Source organism: Nocardia sp. NRRL S-836 (assembly GCF_001279525.1).
GTDB lineage: Bacteria > Actinomycetota > Actinomycetes > Mycobacteriales > Pseudonocardiaceae > Lentzea.
This window is the reverse complement of record NZ_LGDY01000091.1, coordinates 250126-266605: the sequence shown is the minus strand read 5'-3', so window position 1 is coordinate 266605 and position 16480 is coordinate 250126. Positions and strand designations below refer to the sequence as shown.

Annotated in this window: 14 protein-coding genes and 1 riboswitch; of the genes, 7 read left to right on the top strand and 7 right to left on the bottom strand. The window is 70.6% G+C overall.

The window, feature by feature from the left end:
* The first annotated feature begins 27 nt into the window (after nucleotides 1-27).
* The 3 genes from ADL03_RS12140 to ADL03_RS12130 all read left to right on the top strand — a co-directional run bounded on the left by ADL03_RS12140 (nucleotide 28) and on the right by ADL03_RS12130 (nucleotide 1887).
* A complete protein-coding gene (locus ADL03_RS12140) occupies nucleotides 28-678 on the top strand; it encodes a (2Fe-2S)-binding protein (protein WP_053733468.1) in 651 nt (216 codons plus the stop codon).
* A 34-nt stretch (nucleotides 679-712) separates the two neighbouring features.
* A riboswitch (cobalamin riboswitch) is annotated at nucleotides 713-900 on the top strand.
* 31 nt (nucleotides 901-931) lie between these two features.
* A complete protein-coding gene (locus tag ADL03_RS12135; protein ID WP_030471496.1) occupies nucleotides 932-1120 on the top strand; it encodes a CbtB-domain containing protein in 189 nt (62 codons plus the stop codon).
* A gap of 23 nt (nucleotides 1121-1143) precedes the next feature.
* A complete protein-coding gene (locus ADL03_RS12130) occupies nucleotides 1144-1887 on the top strand; it encodes a CbtA family protein (protein WP_053733467.1) in 744 nt (247 codons plus the stop codon).
* 75 nt (nucleotides 1888-1962) lie between these two features.
* Here the strand turns inward: ADL03_RS12130 and ADL03_RS12125 are convergent, their stop codons facing one another.
* The 4 genes from ADL03_RS12125 to metH form a co-directional block, all read right to left on the bottom strand.
* Nucleotides 1963-2685, bottom strand: a complete 723-nt coding sequence (locus ADL03_RS12125; RefSeq protein ID WP_053733466.1) for a GntR family transcriptional regulator — start codon at nucleotides 2683-2685, stop codon at nucleotides 1963-1965.
* 21 nt (nucleotides 2686-2706) lie between these two features.
* On the bottom strand, nucleotides 2707-3240 hold the full coding sequence (locus ADL03_RS12120) for a GntR family transcriptional regulator (protein ID WP_053733465.1): 534 nt from the start codon (nucleotides 3238-3240) through the stop codon (nucleotides 2707-2709).
* A 417-nt stretch (nucleotides 3241-3657) separates the two neighbouring features.
* Complete coding sequence (locus tag ADL03_RS12115; RefSeq protein ID WP_053733464.1) at nucleotides 3658-4323, bottom strand: HAD family phosphatase; 666 nt, start codon at nucleotides 4321-4323, stop codon at nucleotides 3658-3660.
* The gene (gene metH / locus ADL03_RS12110) at nucleotides 4316-7855 is read right to left on the bottom strand and encodes a methionine synthase (RefSeq protein WP_053733463.1); all 3540 of its coding nucleotides are present in this window, start codon (nucleotides 7853-7855) and stop codon (nucleotides 4316-4318) included. Before metH ends, ADL03_RS12115 begins: the two co-directional genes overlap by 8 nt.
* A gap of 114 nt (nucleotides 7856-7969) precedes the next feature.
* On the opposite strand from metH, the gene ADL03_RS12105 reads away from it, so the two are divergent.
* Both ADL03_RS12105 and ADL03_RS12100 read left to right on the top strand, forming a co-directional pair.
* Complete coding sequence (locus ADL03_RS12105) at nucleotides 7970-8803, top strand: PAC2 family protein (protein WP_053733962.1); 834 nt, start codon at nucleotides 7970-7972, stop codon at nucleotides 8801-8803.
* Nucleotides 8804-8900: 97 nt separating this feature from the next.
* Complete coding sequence (locus ADL03_RS12100; protein ID WP_231641785.1) at nucleotides 8901-10061, top strand: MFS transporter; 1161 nt, start codon at nucleotides 8901-8903, stop codon at nucleotides 10059-10061.
* Here ADL03_RS12100 and ADL03_RS12095 read toward each other — a convergent pair.
* Together ADL03_RS12095 and ADL03_RS12090 are read right to left on the bottom strand one after the other, a co-directional pair.
* Entirely contained in the window at nucleotides 9991-11589 is a 1599-nt protein-coding gene (locus tag ADL03_RS12095) for an ABC transporter permease (RefSeq protein ID WP_053733461.1), read from the bottom strand. The genes ADL03_RS12100 and ADL03_RS12095 overlap by 71 nt on opposite strands.
* On the bottom strand, nucleotides 11586-12473 hold the full coding sequence (locus ADL03_RS12090) for an ABC transporter ATP-binding protein (RefSeq protein WP_053733460.1): 888 nt from the start codon (nucleotides 12471-12473) through the stop codon (nucleotides 11586-11588). The genes ADL03_RS12095 and ADL03_RS12090 overlap by 4 nt, the downstream gene beginning before the upstream one ends.
* A gap of 83 nt (nucleotides 12474-12556) precedes the next feature.
* Between ADL03_RS12090 and ADL03_RS12085 the strand changes: the two genes are divergently transcribed.
* Nucleotides 12557-13054, top strand: a complete 498-nt coding sequence (locus tag ADL03_RS12085; RefSeq protein ID WP_053733459.1) for a GbsR/MarR family transcriptional regulator — start codon at nucleotides 12557-12559, stop codon at nucleotides 13052-13054.
* A 63-nt stretch (nucleotides 13055-13117) separates the two neighbouring features.
* Here the strand turns inward: ADL03_RS12085 and ADL03_RS12080 are convergent, their stop codons facing one another.
* On the bottom strand, nucleotides 13118-14224 hold the full coding sequence (locus ADL03_RS12080; protein ID WP_053733458.1) for a S1 family peptidase: 1107 nt from the start codon (nucleotides 14222-14224) through the stop codon (nucleotides 13118-13120).
* 408 nt (nucleotides 14225-14632) lie between these two features.
* Here ADL03_RS12080 and ADL03_RS12075 point away from each other — a divergent pair, with 408 nt between their 5' ends.
* Nucleotides 14633-16429: a S8 family serine peptidase gene (locus tag ADL03_RS12075; RefSeq protein ID WP_053733457.1), complete on the top strand. Its 1797-nt coding sequence runs from the start codon at nucleotides 14633-14635 to the stop codon at nucleotides 16427-16429.
* Nucleotides 16430-16480: the final 51 nt, after the last annotated feature.

Below are 16480 nucleotides of genomic sequence, written 5' to 3'. Positions count from 1 at the left end.
TGCATGGACACCCAGTAGCGTGAATCTGTGTCGGAGTTCGCCGAAGTGCTCGCAGCGCTGCGCCAGGTGCGTGGCATCAACCCGTTCTTCGCGCTGGACGTGGGCCGTCCCGACGAGTCCTGGCTGCCGGGGACGGCGCTGCTCGAAGGCCCCGCCCTCAGGGACACGATCGACGCGATCGCGACCCGCTACAACGCCTCGGAACCCCGCGTCGCGGCCAGCCTGTTCTTCCTCAGCTACACCGCGCGGCTGCTCAGCCCGCTCACCGCGACGAACCTGCCGATCGACGTCCGCCCGGAGAACCTGTGGTGGCACCACGACCGCGCCAACGGCCTGAGCGTGCGCATCGACACCCCGCGGCTGGGCCCGCGACCGGCGGAGGCGCTCGCACCGGTGGTGGAGGCGGTCCACGCGGTCGTGCCGGTCGCACGCGGACTGCTGTGGGGCAACGCGATGTCGAACATCGCGGGCGCGCTGAAAATGGTGGTGCGCGCGGGCGCGTTGAGCGCGGAAGAAGCGGAAGAACGCGGCAACCAGCTCATGACCGTGCCGCCGTTCGAAGGTGCCGGGGAATTCATCCCCTTCCCCGGCGAGGTCACGTTCCTGCGCCGGTCGTGCTGCCTCTACTACCGCGTCGCCGCAGGTGGGAAGTGCGGTGACTGCCCGCTCGTGAAGTGATTCTCACGACAACTCTTATGGCCGGTTGTGCTTGAACCGCCGCTCAACTTACGGTGCTCGCGCCGCAGTGACGGGAAGCCGGTGAGAATCCGGCGCGGTCCTCGCCACTGTGACCGGGAAGCGATCCCCGCCGAGCACGTCACTGGCCCCGCTGGGCTGGGAAGACGCGGGGGCAGCGTTGATCCGGGAGTCAGGAGACCGGCTGCGGCGCCGTAAGGAGTTTCACCTTCCACGAGGTATGGAGGAGCCCGTCATGACGAGCCCCGCAGCACACCTGTCCGCCGTCCGCGTGCCCAAATGGGCCTTCGCCGCCGCACTGCTCGGCCTCATCGTCACCTACCTGGTCCTGCAGGAGAACGGCCTCGCGCTCGGTGCGAGCTCGGAGCTGCTGCACGAGTTCTTCCACGACGGCCGGCACGCGCTCGGCGTCCCGTGCCACTGATCAGCCCCACTGATCACACGCACATGACGACGTACAAATCCCTCGCACTGCGGGGGCTGGCGGCGGGCGGCATCGCCGGTGTCGCCTCCGCACTCGTGCAACTGCTGGTCACCGAGATCCCCATCCGCGCCGCACTCGCCGTCGAGGAGGCCCGCGAACCCGGCGGCCACTCCCACGGCGGCGAGGAGGCGGTGGTCAGCCGCGGCGCCCAGGTCGTGGGCGGCATGCTCGGCGTGGTGATCGTCGGCATCGCGGTCGGCCTGGTGTTCGCCACGGCCTACGCGCTGTCGAAGCGCTGGTTCACCACCCGCACCCCGTTCAGCCGCAGCACCGCGCTCGGCGTGGCCGTCTTCGGCGCGGTCGCACTGCTGCCGTGGCTGAAGTACCCGGCCAACCCACCCGCGGTGGGCGACCCGGACACGGTCGACTACCGCACCGCGCTGTACCTGGGCGTGGTGGCGGCCGGCCTGGTGATCGTCTGGGCCGCGAGCTGGCTCGCCGCCCGCCTGGCCGCGTGGCCGCAGCCGTTGCGGGTGACCGCGGTGCTGCTCGCCGTGGTCGCGGCGGTCGCGGTGGTGCTGGTCGCGTTCCCCGCGCCGCCGGACACGATCCCGGCGGACATGCCGGTGAACGTGCTCTGGCAGTTCCGGCTCAGCTCGCTCGCCCAGCTGGCGACGCTGTACGTCGGGCTGGGTGTGGTGTTCGGGCTGTTGATCGACCCGGCCACGCGGAAGGCGCGGACCGGCCGAAAGGTTGTTGTGGCTTGATCTGGCGGGGTGGTCGCTTGGGCGGCCACCCCTGCCGGTTCCGGTCGAGTCGCACGCACCAGGGTCATCAGCGCCCTACTCGGGCAGCACGGCCTGCTGATAGCGCAGTTCGTGCAGATGTGCGCCCTTGATGAGCACTGACGCCTCCACCGGACGGTCGTTGTCGCTGTAGACGACTCGCAGCTGCCGGATCACCGGTGTCCCGTCGGGCAGGTCGAGCGCTTCGACCTCCGCCACGGTCGGGGAGCGAGCCGAGATCCGGTCGACAAAGGTGCGCTGGGCGAAGCCGAGCCGAGCGAGCATTCCGGGCGCGCCACCGCGGATCCTCGTCGTCTTGTCGAGTGCGCTGCCTGCCGCGATGTCGGCGGGGTAGTACGACGCGGACAGCTCGACCGGTTGATCATCGTGGTACAGGATCCTGGTGCGGACGACCGCCCTCGCGTCCGGAGCCAGCCGCAGTCCGTCGATGATGTCCCTCGGCGGCACGACCGTGTCGACGGCCAGCAGCTCGTAGCGGAACCGGCCTGGCGCGGGTGCGATGTAGGCGGCGGCGTCGATGACGAGCGGCTGCCGGTCACGAACGTAGACGCCCTTGCCGGCACGGCTGTCGAGAAGACCCTCGTCCTTCAGAGCTTTCAACGCGTGCTGGATCGTCGCGTTCGCCGCGTCGTACTTCGCCACAAGCCGCGCGGTCGACGGCAGCTGCTCGCCAGGGGCCAGATCCCCGCGCATGATGAGGTCGCGCAGTTCCGCGGCGATCTGCTGGTGTCTTGGTCTGACGTCACGTGCGCGAGGCAAAACGGCTCCTTCTGTGGACGATCACGGCGTCAGCTCGTACCGCAGCCGTCGTCCGTCGGCCACCATCGTCATCACGGTGGCCTCCACGGGCAGGTCGTTGTCGCTGATCAGCGAACGCGCGAGCAGCAACACACAGGACACTGCCTCGATCCGGAGCACGCTCCGTTCGTCCACTGTGGCCAGACGAGCGCTGACGTCCTCCCGCACCCACCGCGGCGGGTGGCCGAGGTCGGCCAGCAGCGCAACGGCGCCGCCGGGGATCTTGCGCGGCTCGGCCAGCCGGGTGTCGCGGGCGATGGCAGCCGGGTAGTACGACTCGACGAGTTCGACCGGGCGGCCGTCGAAGAGCATGAGACGACGCCGAAGAACCACCGGCTCGCCTTGCTGCAGTCCGAGCATGCCGGCGACTGTCTCGGTGGCGGGCACCTCTTCGACGCCGAGCAACCTCTGGGTTCCGACGCCGCCGTGCGCCGCAGCTTCGGCTCCCCAGGCATCGCCGCGCTGACCGCTCACGTACGGCATCGACACGCTCGTCCACGAGCGGGCGTCGGACATCGCTCACCCTCCTCGGCCTTGGTCCCTGATCGAAGCCAGGCGGACTGCTCATCCTGTCAGCCTCGGATGCAGCAGTCAGCATGCTCGAATCGACGCGCAGCGCCCGCCGCAGCACCGGGTACGCCGGTGGGCTCCCGTTCGACAAGGATCACGCGGCGTTCTGCGCCAACGTACCGACATAGCACGTACCGGCGACATGTCTGTCCGCCTTGCGCCACCTTCCCACGGCGGCTCTGTCTCGTGCTGCGGCGCAGCGACGCTGAGAGCGCAACAGCAGCAACTGCGATCTCAGCCCCCTCCCCGGCCGCGCGTTCCTCATATGCGGGACGCGGCCACCCGTGTCATCCGGACATGAACCAGACGACACGGCGGCGAGATCCGGACAACGCCCACCCGATCGAGTGAGCCAGCACTGTCCTACGACACCCGCAACGCCCTCAACACGTCCACATCCACCCCGACCAACGAGTCGCGGAACACCCGCCGCTCCCCCGTCGGCACCTCCACATCGCACGGCACCACCAACACCGTGCACCCGGCAGCCACCGCCGCCGCAACCCCGGTCGGCGAGTCCTCGATCGCCACACACCGCACCGGATCGACACCGAGCAACCGCGCCGCCTTCAGGTACGGCTCCGGCAACGGCTTGTTCAACCCGTCCACCTCGTCCCCGCACACGGTGACGTCGAACAGGTCACGGCCGATCGTGTCCAGCGCCACCTCGGTCAGCGAGCGCTCGGTGGACGTCACCAACGCCATCGGCACCCCCGACGCACGCACGGCGCGCAACGCCTCGGCGGCACCGGGGCGCCAGGGCAGGCCCGCGCGGAAGACCTCCTCGGTGCGGCGGGAAATCCAGGCGGCGCCGTCGGCCATGTCGGCTTCCGTGGGGTCGATGCCCACGTCGGCGAAGAGCAGGCGCATGGTGGTGGGCACGTTGCTGCCGACCATGCGTTCGCGGGTTTCCAGGGACAGCACGCCGCCGAGCTTCTCCGCGTACTCGTAGAGCGGGATGTCCCACAGCTTCTCGGAGTCCAGCAGCGTGCCGTCCATGTCCCACAGGACAGCCTGCAAGTCAGACATTGAAGTACTTCGCCTCCGGGTGGTGCGCCACGAAGGCGTCGGTGGACTGTTCGGGGTGGAGCTGGAGCTCCTCGGACAGGGACACGCCGATGCGCGCGGGGTCGAGCAGGTCGACGACGCGCCTGCGGTCTTCCATCTCCGGGCAGGCGCCGTAGCCGAACGAGTAGCGCGCGCCGCGGTAGCCGAGGGTGAAGTACTCCCGCACGTCGGCCGGGTCCTCGGCGGCGACGGACTCACCGGACGGCCACACGAGCTCCTCGCGGACCCGCCTGTGCCAGTACTCGGCCAGCGCTTCGGTGAGCTGGACCCCCAGTCCGTGGACCTCCAGGTACTCACGATACGCGTTCTTGCCGAACAGCTCGTTGGCGTAGTCGGCGATCGGCTGGCCCATGGTCACGAGGTGGAACGCGACCACGTCGACCTCGCCGGACGAGCGGGGGCGCCAGAAGTCGGCCAGGCAGAGCCTGCGGTCGCGCTTCTGGCGGGGGAAGGTGAACCGGAAGCGTTCCGGCGAGTCGGGTGACGGCTCGCGCAGGATGACCAGGTCGTTGTCCTCGGACACGCACGGGAAGTAGCCATAGACGACGGCGGCGTGGGCGAGAACGCCTTCGGTGGCAAGGCGTTCCATCCAGTAGCGCAGGCGGGGGCGGCCCTCGGTCTCGACCAGCTCCTCGTAGGTCGGGCCGCCGCCGCGCGTGCCCTTGAGGCCCCACTGGCCCATGAACGTCGCGCGCTCGTCCAGCAGTGCCGCGTAGTCCGCGACCGGGATGCCCTTCACCACGCGGCTGCCCCAGAACGGCGGTGCCGGGACCGGGTTGTCGGTGGCCACGTCCGAGCGGCCGGTCGCCGGTTCTTCCTCGGCCGCGGCGGCTTTGCGGGCGGCGGCGATGCGCAGGGAGCGCTCGCGGCGCGCCTTGCGTTCGGCGGCCTTCGCCTCCGCCTCGGGGTCCGCCACCGGGGCCTCGCCGCGTTTGGCCGCCATGATCGCGTCCATCAGGCGCAGGCCCTCGAAGGCGTCGCGGGCGTAGCGGACGTCGCCCAGGTACATCTCGGTCAGGTCGTTCTCGACGTACGCGCGGGTCAGCGCGGCGCCGCCGAGCAGCACGGGCCAGCGCGCGGCCACGCCCCTGGAGTTCATCTCCTCCAGGTTCTCCTTCATGATCACGGTCGACTTGACCAGCAGGCCGGACATGCCGATCGCGTCCGCGCGGTGTTCCTCGGCGGCCTCCAGGATCGTGGTGATCGGCTGCTTGATGCCGATGTTCACGACCTCGTAGCCGTTGTTGGACAGGATGATGTCCACGAGGTTCTTGCCGATGTCGTGCACGTCGCCCTTGACGGTGGCGAGCACGATCCGGCCCTTGCCGCCGTCGTCCGACCGTTCCATGTGCGGTTCGAGATGTGCGACGGCGGTCTTCATCACCTCGGCGGACTGCAGCACGAACGGCAGCTGCATCTGGCCGGAGCCGAACAGCTCGCCGACGGTCTTCATGCCCGCCAGCAGGGTGTCGTTGATGATCTGCAACGCCGGGCGCTGCTCCAGCGCGGCGTCCAGGTCGGCCTCCAGGCCGTTGCGCTCGCCGTCGACGATCCGGCGCTCCAGCCGTTCGAACAACGGCAGGGCGGCCAGCTCCTCCGCGCGGGAGGCCGAGTTGGACTTCGTGGTGACGCCCTCGAACAGCTCCATGAGCTTCTGCAGCGGGTCGTAGCCCTCGCGGCGGCGGTCGTAGACCAGGTCCAGCGCCACGGCGCGCTGCTCGTTGGGGATGCGGGCCATCGGCACGATCTTCGAGGCGTGCACGATCGCGGTGTCCAGGCCCGCCTGCACGCACTCGTGCAGGAACACCGAGTTCAGCACCTGGCGCGCGGCCGGGTTGAGTCCGAACGAGACGTTCGACAGTCCCAGCGTGGTCTGCACGTCCGGGTAACGGCGCTTGAGCTCGCGGATCGCCTCGATCGTCTCCACGGCGTCGCGGCGGACCTCCTCCTGGCCGGTGGAGATCGGGAACGTCAGGCAGTCGACGATGATGTCGGACCGGCGCATGCCCCAGTTCGTCGTCAGGTCCTCGATCAGCCGGGTGGCGACGCGGACCTTCCACTCGGCCGTGCGGGCCTGGCCCTCCTCGTCGATGCACAGCGCCACGACCGCCGCGCCGTGCTCGGAGACCAGCCGCATGATCTTCTGGAAGCGCGAGTCCGGGCCGTCGCCGTCCTCGTAGTTCACCGAGTTGACCGCGCACCGGCCACCCAGGCACTCCAGGCCCGCCTGGAGCACACCGGGCTCGGTCGAGTCGAGCATGACCGGCAGCGTGGACGCGGTGGCCAGCCGGGACGCGAGCGCGCGCATGTCCGCCTCGCCGTCGCGGCCCACGTAGTCGATGCAGAGGTCGACCAGGTGCGCGCCCTCACGGGTCTGGTCGCGCGCGATCTCGATGCAGTCGTCCCACTTCCCGGCCAGCATGGCCTCGCGGAACGCCTTGGAGCCGTTCGCGTTCGTGCGCTCGCCGATCATCAGCACCGAGGCGTCCTGCTTGAACGGGACGGCCTGGTACAGGGAGGACACCCCGGGCTCCGGCCGCGGCCTGCGCGTGGACGGGCCGAGGTCGCGGACCGCGGCGGCGACCTGGCGCAGGTGCTCGGCGGTCGTGCCGCAGCAGCCGCCGACCAGGCGTGCGCCGAACTCCCGCACGAACCCGGCCAGCGCCTGGGCCAGCTCCTCCGGCGAGAGCGGGTAGACGGCGCCGTCGGGACCCAGCTCGGGCAGTCCGGCGTTCGGCATCACCGACAGCGGGACGCGGGCGTGCTTGGCCAGCGTGCGCAGGTGCTCGCTCATCTCGGCGGGGCCGGTGGCGCAGTTGAGTCCGATGAGGTCGATGCCGAGCGGTTCCAGCGCGGTCAGGGCGGCGCCGATCTCGGTGCCCAGCAGCATCGTCCCGGTGGTCTCGACGGTGACCTGGGCGATGATCGGGACCTGGCGGCCCTCCGCGGTCATCGCGCGCTTGGCGCCGATGACCGAGGCCTTGGTCTGCAGCAGGTCCTGCGAGGTCTCGACGATGATCGCGTCCACACCGCCGACCAGCAGGCCCTTGCACTGCTCCTCGTAGGCATCGCGCAGCGTGGCGTACGGGGCGTGGCCCAGCGTCGGCAGCTTGGTGCCGGGGCCGACCGAGCCGAGCACGAACCGCGGCTGGCCGGGTGTGCTGAACTCGTCGGCGACCTCGCGGGCGAGCGCGGCACCGCGTTCGGACAGGCGGAAGATCTCGCCGGCGATGTCGTACTCGGCGAGGTTCGCGAGGTTCGCGCCGAACGTGTTGGTCTCGACGGCGTCCACGCCGGCCTCGAGGTAGCCGCGGTGGACGGCCTTCACCACGTCCGGCCGGGTGACGTTGAGGATCTCGTTGCAGCCCTCCAGACCGGTGAAGTCGTCGAGGGAGAGGTCGGCGGCCTGGAGCATCGTGCCCATGGCGCCGTCCGCGACCACAACCCGGTTCACCAGCGCTTCCAGCAACGGCGAGGATCCGCGATCAGGCATGGGCCAAGCCTACGATGCGATGGATGGGGGAGGCCGTAGTCTGGCGCCGTGAACGATCCGTCCCAGGAATCCCCGACCCCGTCGAACCCGCGCACACCGCTCACGAGTCCGATCATGGTCTGCGCGTTCGAAGGGTGGAACGACGCGGGCGATGCCGCGAGCACCGCCATCGAGCACCTGCAACTCACCTGGGACGCCACCCCGCTCGCCGAGATCGACCCGGACGACTACTACGACTTCCAGGTGACGCGGCCCACGGTCCGCATGGTGGACGGTGTCACCAGGAGGGTCGACTGGCCGACGACGCGGCTCTCGGTGTGCCGGCCTCCCGGCTCCTCCGCCGACGTGGTCCTCGTGCACGGCATCGAGCCGAACATGAGGTGGCGCAAGTTCGCGGACGAGCTCCTCGGCCACATCGAGGCACTCGGGGTGACGACCGTGGTGACGCTCGGCGCGCTGCTCATGGACACGCCGCACACCCGTCCGGTCCCGGTCACCGGCACCGCCTACGACCCGGACGCCGCCGCGCGGTTCGGCCTGGAGCACTCGAAGTACGAGGGCCCGACCGGCATCGTCGGCGTGTTCCAGAACGCGTGCGTGCAGGCCGGCATCCCGGCGATCTCCTTCTGGGCCGCCGTGCCGCACTACGTGTCGCAGCCGCCCTCCCCCAAGGCCACGCTCGCGCTGCTGCACCGGGTGGAGGAGGTCCTCGACATCGAGGTCCCGCTCGGCGCGCTGCCCGAACAGGCAGAGGAGTGGGAGCGCACCGTCTCCGAGATGGCCGACGAGGACGAGGACGTGCGCAACTACGTGCGCGCGCTGGAGGAACGCGGCGACGCGGCCATCCAGATCACCGAGGCCTCCGGCGACGACATCGCGGCGGAGTTCGAGCGGTACCTGCGCCGGCGCGGCCGCGGTCCCGGCTGGCCGTCGCCCGGTCCCCGCTGACGTCCCGCGGGCGCCCCTGAGGTGAGCAGCCAAAGAAGTTAGCACCCGGCAAGCATCTCCGCCGCCGGCCCGTTTAGGGTGGGCGGCGGAGGTGTTCGTGGGACGGTTGGCACGCGCCGGGTTGTACGCGGGCGCATTGATCGGGCCGTTCGGCGGCGCCGTCACCACGTCGATCCTGCCCGAGATCGGCGGCAGCTTCGGCCGCTCGCCCGGTGCGGCGGCCTCGACGCTGACGTACTACCTCGTGCCGTTCGCGGTGCTCATGCTGGCGTCCGGCACGTTCGCGCAGCGCTGGGGTCCACAGCGGACCGTCCGGATCGCCTACATCGCCTATGCCGCCGCGTCCGTGCTGGCCGCGTGCGCGTGGACGTTCGACGTGCTGCTGGTCTCGCGCGCGTTGCAGGGCGCGGCGAACTCGTTCACCACGCCGGTGCTGCTGGCCGTGATCGCCGCCTCGACGCCGAAGGACAAGCTCGGCCGCGCGCTGGGCCTGTTCGGGTCGATGCAGGCGGCCGGGCAGACGTCCGCGCCGCTCGTGGGCGGGCTCACCGCGGAGGTCGACTGGCGGCTGGCGTTCGTGGTGATCGCGGTGGTGGCCATGGGGCTCGCGGTGCTGGGTGTGCCGCAGACCGACGCCGAGCCGGACCGGGACGCGAGCCTGCGCAGCGCGTTCGTGCCGAGCACCCTGCGGCCCGCGCTCGTCGCGTTCATCGGCTGGGGCTGCCTGGGCGGGTTGTCGTTCCTCGTGGCGTTCCGGCTGGACGACGTGTTCGGCCTCGGCGCCGGGGAACGCGGGCTGCTGCTCACCGGGTTCGGCATCGTCGGGTTCCTGACCGCGCGGCACATCGGCAAGGCCATCGACCGGTTCGGCGCGACCACCACGGTCGTCGTCGCGGCGGCGTTGGGCGGTGGTCTCGTCGCGGCGGTGGGCACGGCCCCTCTCGCGGCGGTCGCGGTCCTCGCGTGGGCGCTGACCGGTGCCGCGGCGCAGGGGATGCTGGTGAGCGTCAACGCGCTGGTGCTGCAGAGCGAGAACGCCAACAGGGGCGGCAGCGTCAGTGTCGTGCAGTCACTGCGCTTCATGGGCGCCGCCGCGGCCCCACTGGCGTTCGTCCCGCTCTACCAGGCACATCCGCTCGCGGGCTTCCTCGTGCCCGCCGCGTTGCTCGTCACCGTGCCGGCGATCGTCACGTGGTCAGGTCGCGGCGCCGGAAGCCGGCGAACCCCGCAGCCAGGAGCACCACCGCCACCGCGCTGAGCCACAGCAGCGGCCCGGCCGTGATGTCCGGGTACTTCGGGACGTGCGAGAACGGCGCGATGTCGATGACCCACTGGTCGAGCTGCAGGGCCGGGCCGAGCAGTGTGAGCACCAGCGACACCGACACCACCGCCCAGCTCACGCCGGTGAGCTGCGGGAACAGCCCGAACAACGCCAGCGCCACGCCCGCGACCACCCACGCGGCCGGTGCCTGCACCAGCGCCGCGCCGAGCAGCCGCGGCAGCACCGCGCCGAGGTCGCCGGTGCGCAGGCCGTGGACGAGACCCAGGCCCAGACCGGCGCACGCGAGCACGACCGCGCCGCCGACCACCGCGAACACCACGTGCGAGGCGATCCAGCCCCAGCGCGTGACGGGGGTGGCGAGGACCGGCTCCGCGCGCAGCGAGGTCTCCTCCGAGCGCAGCCGCAGCACGGCCTGCACCAGGTAGATCGACGTGATCAGGCCGAGCAGCTGGGTGACGGTCGCGAAGAACGCGTCGACCATGGCGTCCGCCCCGCCGATCTTCGACACGATCTGGCCGAGGGCCGGGTTGTCCTGCACCATCTGCCCGACCGCCTGCGCGACGCTGCCGTAGATCACGCCGACCGCGAACAACGCCAGCGACCAGCCGATCAGCGACCCCTTCTGCAGCCGCCACGCCAGTCCGAACGGCGAGCCGATCGTGCCGTGCGCCGGACCGGGGCGGCTGGGCAGGAGCCCGAGACCCACGTCCCGGTGCGCGACGACGTACGCCGCGGCGCCGACCAGCACCACGAAGGCGGCCAGCGAGATGCCGAGCACCCAGAAGCGGTTGTCCGCGAACGACCGGACGTGCTCGGTCCAGCCGATCGGCGAGAGCCACGTCAGCCACTCCGGGCCGGAGGACCCCGCGGCGTCACCGGCGGCGCGGAACAGGTAGGTGAGGCCGAGGAACCCGCCCGCGAGCGCGTTCGACACGCGGGAGTTCTCCGACAGCTGGGCGGTGAACGCGCTGACGCCGGTGAAGACGAGCCCGACCGAGGCCGTGGACAGGCCGAACGCGAACGAGCCGGCCACGTCGAGGTCCTTGCCGATCAGCACGACCGCCTGGAGCAGCCCGATCAGCAGGCTGGTGCCGCCGGCCACGACGACCGCGGCGGCCAGCGACGCGTGCCGTCCGACGACCGTGGCGCTGATCAGCTCGGTGCGGCCCTCTTCTTCTTCGGCGCGCGTGTGCCGGGTGACGACCAGCAACGCCATGATCGCGATGAACAGGCCGGCGAACACACCCCAGCGCCAGACGACCAGACCGCCCAGCGACGACCAGTCGTGCAGCGGGCCGAGCATCGCGAGGAACGCGGAGTTGGCGTTCGCGGTGGCCCCGAGCAGCGCCCGCGACTCGGCCGTGCCGTACAGCTCCTCCAGCGCCGTCGTCGTGGACAGCGTCGTGAGCACCAGGAACAGCACCCAGACGGGCAGCAGGACCCGGTCGCGGCGCAACGCCAGCCGGACCAGCTGGCCGGTGCCGACGAGTGCGGTGCCGGTCATCTCGCGTCCTCGTAGTGGCGCAGGAACAGCTCCTCCAGGGTCGGCGGCTGTGAGGTCAGCGTGCGCACGCCGGTGGACACGAGCTGTTTGAGGACCAGGTCGAGCTTGTCCGAGTCGACCTCGAAGCGGACCCGGTTGCCCTGCGCGACCAGGTCGTGCACGCCGTCGAGGGCGGCGAGGCCGTTGGGCGGGCCGGCCAGCTCGGCGGCGATCGAGGTGCGCGTGAGGTGGCGCAGGTCGGCGAGCGTCCCGGTCTCGACGCAGCGGCCGTTGCGGATGATGCTCACCCGGTCGCAGAGCGCCTCGACCTCGGCCAGGATGTGACTGGACAGCAGCACGGTGCGGCCGCGGCGGCGTTCCTCGTTGATGCAGTCCTGGAAGACGGCCTCCATCAACGGGTCGAGCCCGGAGGTCGGCTCGTCCAGGATCAGCAGCTCCACGTCGGACGACAGGGCGGCGACGAGCGCGACCTTCTGCCGGTTGCCCTTGGAGTAGGTGCGGCCCTTCTTGCGCGGGTCCAGCTCGAAGCGCTCGAGGAGCTCGGCGCGGCGCTGGGTGTCCAGGCCGCCGCGCAGGCGTCCGAGCAGGTCGATGACCTCGCCACCGGTCAGGTTGGGCCAGAGGTTGACGTCGCCGGGGACGTAGGCGAGGCGGCGGTGCAGGGACGCGGTGTCCTTCCACGGGTCGCCGCCGAGCAGCCGCGCGGTGCCGGAGTCGGCACGCAGCAGGCCGAGGAGGATCCGGATCGTCGTCGACTTGCCGGAGCCGTTGGGCCCCAGGAAGCCGTGCACCTCACCGGTCTGGACGTCCAGGTCGAGATCGTCCAGTGCACGCGTCGGGCCGAAGGTCTTCACCAGGCCCGACACGGATATCGCAGATGTCATGGGCGGTAAGCTACACTTCTTTCACAACTTCGTGAAGCACGTAAATTTTGCCCGATCGGCTGACGAAAGGGGATGATGCCGCGGTGACCAGGGTGACCGAGCGTGACCAGCAGGCGGTGAGCCAGTTCGTCGAGCGGTTCGGCGCGATCTTGTCGGACACCGGCATGGCCCGCATGCCGGCCCGCATCCTCGCGGCGTTGCTCACGACGGACTCCGGGAAGCTCACCTCGGCCGAGATCGCCGACCTGCTGCAGATCAGCCCGGCGGCGGTGTCGGGCGCGGTGCGCTACCTGACCCAGGTCCGGATCGTGAGCCGCGAGCGGGAACCGGGATCGCGCCGGGACGTGTACCGGATGCGTGACGACGTCTGGTACGAGGCGACGTTCCGCAAGGACCAGATGCTCGGGATGATCGACGAGGTGCTGTCGGAGGGCGTCGAGGCGCTCGGGCCCGGCACGGAGGCGGGCAGCCGCCTGGACGAGACCAGGGAGTTCTTCCGGTTCTGCCACGGCGAACTCGGGTCGATGCTCCAGCGCTGGCAGGTGCACCGGGAGAAGTGGATCGCCGAACGCGAGGCGTGACCCGTACGACTGGACACGGAACGCCCACGGGCCAGGTACCCGTGGGCGTTCCGTGTGCGGCTGTCAGCCCGTGACGAGCGTCAGGCCGTATGCGGAGAGGATCTCGTTGACCGGCTGGTAGTAGGTCGTGCCGCCGCTGGTGCAGTTGCCGGAGCCACCCGAGGTGACGCCCTGCGCCTGCGTGCCGCTGACCCACGAGCCACCCGAGTCACCGGGCTCCGCGCACACGTTCGTGCGCGTGAGGCCGCTGACCGACCCCTCCTGGTAGTTCACCGTCTGGTCCTTCGCGGAGACGGTGCCGCAGTGCCAGCCCGTGGTCGAGCCGGAACGGCAGATCGACGCGCCCACCGCGGCCTCGGTGTGACCGGTGACGACGACGTCCGCGCCGCCGTAGTGGTTCACCTTGGCCGTCGGCGTCCACGCCGAGCCGGTGCGGACGAACGAGTAGTCGTTGCCGGGGAACGACGATTTTTCGAACGTGCCCATCGCCGAGCGGTCAGCGCCGGTCACCGCATCACCGGCCGATCCGCAGTGCCCGGCGGAGACGAAGCCGCCCCGCACCGCGAACCCGATGGAGCAACGGCCCGCGTTGTTGATGTAGTACGCGTCACCGCCGCGGACGTCCTTGAGCAACCGCGGCGCCTCGTCGGTCTCGACGACCCGGGCGAGGGCACCGGCCTTCTGCGCGAACGCCTTGGCCGCCTCGGCCTGGCCGCGCCGCACGGTCACCGTGACGACGTTGGCCCGGGGGTCAACGAACCAGCCGCTGACCGCCGCGGGCGCCTGCTCGGCGTCGAGCCTGGCCTTGGCCGCGGCGAGGTCGCCGGCGCTGTGGGCCACGGTCCTCGGTTCGGCACCGAGCCCGCGCAGCCGGTCGGCCTTGGCCTCGGCACCGCCGGTCACACCCACGACGAGCTTGCCCAGCGACGCGTCGAACCACGCGCCACCGAACTCCTCGCCGGCGAGACCCCTCGCGACGTGCTGCAGGGCCGCGGCCGCGTGCTCCTGACGCAGCCGATCCGCCGCCTGCTGGGTGGTGAGGCCGAGGTCGCGCTGCATCGCGGCGAGCAGGTCGGCCGGCGGTTGCGGCGCGGCGACGGCGGCAGGGGAGGCCGTCGTCGCGAACGCACCCGCCAGGACGGCCACCGCCGCGAAGGCAATGCGCTTCATAGGCACTTTCTCCTCATCTTCGGTTTCGCAGAGCCGGAGTAACACCGGACCGGGCAACGGCGATGAGGGGATGACTGTGCTGCGACACAGCCCGCACGACACCGGATGCACGGCGTCCCCAGGCGGCCGAACTGCCCGATCAGTTCGTTCCTCCGTCCGGGTGACGCTATGTCGGCGTGCCTACCGGTCGGTAGGGCCGATCGACGGGTTGGACATCGGCGTTCGGGTTGGTATAAGGAAATCAAATGCGCTCTCTCAGCCTATTTCCGTGACTGCCGGTGAGCGATTCCTGTTGACTTGAACCGAAAAATGTGTCAACAGTTGCGTCGTCCCGGTCTATCCCTCTGACCTGCGGGTTTGGTCTAGCGTGCAGGACACCCTGTTCCCTGCACGAGGGAGAACCCTGCAATGCGAAGAGTCTTGGGTGCGGGACTCGCCGCCGCCGCTGCCGCTTGTCTGGCAGCCGCCGTGGTCCCCGCCGCTTCCGCTCAGGAAACCACCGGCACGATTCTCGGCGCCGACCGCGCCGACGTCGTGCAGGACAGCTACATCGTCTCGCTCAAGGCCGGCACGGCGTCGAGGGCCGCCGCTCCGGACCTGGCCAGCCGCTACGGCGGCAAGGTGCGCGACGTCTGGCAGCACGCGCTCAACGGCTTCTCGGTGACCATGTCCGCGAAGCAGGCGGCACGCCTGGCCGCCGACCCGCGCGTGGACTACGTGCAGCAGGACGCCCAGGTGCGCATGCTGGACGTCCAGCAGAACCCGCCGTCGTGGGGTCTCGACCGCGTCGACCAGCGGGACCTGCCACTCAGCAACAGCTACCAGTACGACACCACCGCGTCGAACGTGACGGCGTACGTCATCGACACCGGTGTGCGCACCACGCACCAGACGTTCGGCGGCCGTGCGACCTGGGGCACCAACACCTCCGGTGACGGCAACAACAGCGACTGCAACGGCCACGGCACGCACGTGGCGGGCACCATCGCGGGCGCCGAGTACGGCCTCGCGAAGGCCGCCAAGATCGTCGCGGTCAAGGTGCTGAACTGCCAGGGCTCCGGCACCACCGCCGGCGTCGTCAGCGGCATCGACTGGGTGACGGCGAACGCGGTGAAGCCCGCGGTCGCGAACATGTCGCTCGGCGGCGGCGCCGACGCCACGCTGGACGCGGCCGTGCGCCGTTCCATCGCGGCCGGCGTGACCTACGCGATCGCGTCCGGCAACTCGAACACCGACGCGTGCTCGACCTCGCCGGCCCGCGTGACCGAGGCGATCACGGTCAACGCGTCGACCAACACCGACGCGCGTGCCTCGTTCTCGAACTACGGCTCCTGCACGGACATCTACGCGCCGGGCCAGAACATCGTGTCGTCGTGGAACACCAACGACACCGCGACGAACAATATCTCCGGCACCTCGATGGCCACCCCGCACGTCGCGGGCGCGGCGGCCCTGTGGCTCGCCACGCACCCGACCGACTCCCCCGCCGCGGTGTGGAACGGCCTGAACGCCGCCTCCACGCCCAACAAGATCACCAACGTCGGCGCGAACACGCCGAACAAGCTGCTCTACACCCTGTGGGGCGGCGGCCAGCCGGGCAGCCCGTCGGTGGCCAACCCCGGCGCCCAGACCTCCACGGTCGGCACCCCGGTCTCGCTGCAGCTCTCGGCCACCGGCGGCACCCCGCCGTACTCCTGGACCGTGAGCGGCCTCCCGGCCGGCCTGACCGCGTCCTCCTCCGGCGCCATCTCCGGCACGCCGACCACCGCCGGCACCTACTCGGTGACCGCCACGGTGACCGACTCCGCCGGCAAGACCGGCACGGCCACGTTCTCGTGGACCGTCAACGCCGTGGGCGGCAGCTGTGACGCCCGCACCAACTCCACCCCGGTCGCCATCCCGGACCAGCAGACCGTGACCAGCACCATCGTGGTCTCCGGCTGCGCGGGCAACGCCTCGGCCACCTCGACGATCAAGGTGTCCATCACGCACACCTACAAGGGCGACCTCGTGGTCGACCTCGTCGCGCCCGACGGCACCGTCGTCAACCTGCACAACCGGTCCGGCGGCTCGGCCGACAACATCAACGAGACCTACACCAAGGACCTCTCCGGTGAGGCCGCCAACGGCACCTGGACGCTGCGTGTGCGTGACGCCGCGTTCCTGGACACCGGTACGTTGAACAGCTGGACGCTCGACGTCTGAGCGCACCACCGCTGAACAGAACCGCTCCCGGCACTCGTGCCGGGAGCGGTT

Coding starts and splice junctions, on each gene's coding strand:
- ADL03_RS12135 (WP_030471496.1), top strand. CDS start 932: ATGACGAGCCCCGCAGCACACCTGTCCGCCGTCCGCGTGCCCAAATGG.
- ADL03_RS12130 (WP_053733467.1), top strand. CDS start 1,144: ATGACGACGTACAAATCCCTCGCACTGCGGGGGCTGGCGGCGGGCGGC.
- ADL03_RS12120 (WP_053733465.1), bottom strand. CDS start 3,240: ATGTCCGACGCCCGCTCGTGGACGAGCGTGTCGATGCCGTACGTGAGC.
- ADL03_RS12115 (WP_053733464.1), bottom strand. CDS start 4,323: ATGTCTGACTTGCAGGCTGTCCTGTGGGACATGGACGGCACGCTGCTG.
- metH (WP_053733463.1), bottom strand. CDS start 7,855: ATGCCTGATCGCGGATCCTCGCCGTTGCTGGAAGCGCTGGTGAACCGG.
- ADL03_RS12105 (WP_053733962.1), top strand. CDS start 7,970: ATGGTCTGCGCGTTCGAAGGGTGGAACGACGCGGGCGATGCCGCGAGC.
- ADL03_RS12095 (WP_053733461.1), bottom strand. CDS start 11,589: ATGACCGGCACCGCACTCGTCGGCACCGGCCAGCTGGTCCGGCTGGCG.
- ADL03_RS12090 (WP_053733460.1), bottom strand. CDS start 12,473: ATGACATCTGCGATATCCGTGTCGGGCCTGGTGAAGACCTTCGGCCCG.
- ADL03_RS12080 (WP_053733458.1), bottom strand. CDS start 14,224: ATGAAGCGCATTGCCTTCGCGGCGGTGGCCGTCCTGGCGGGTGCGTTC.
- ADL03_RS12075 (WP_053733457.1), top strand. CDS start 14,633: ATGCGAAGAGTCTTGGGTGCGGGACTCGCCGCCGCCGCTGCCGCTTGT.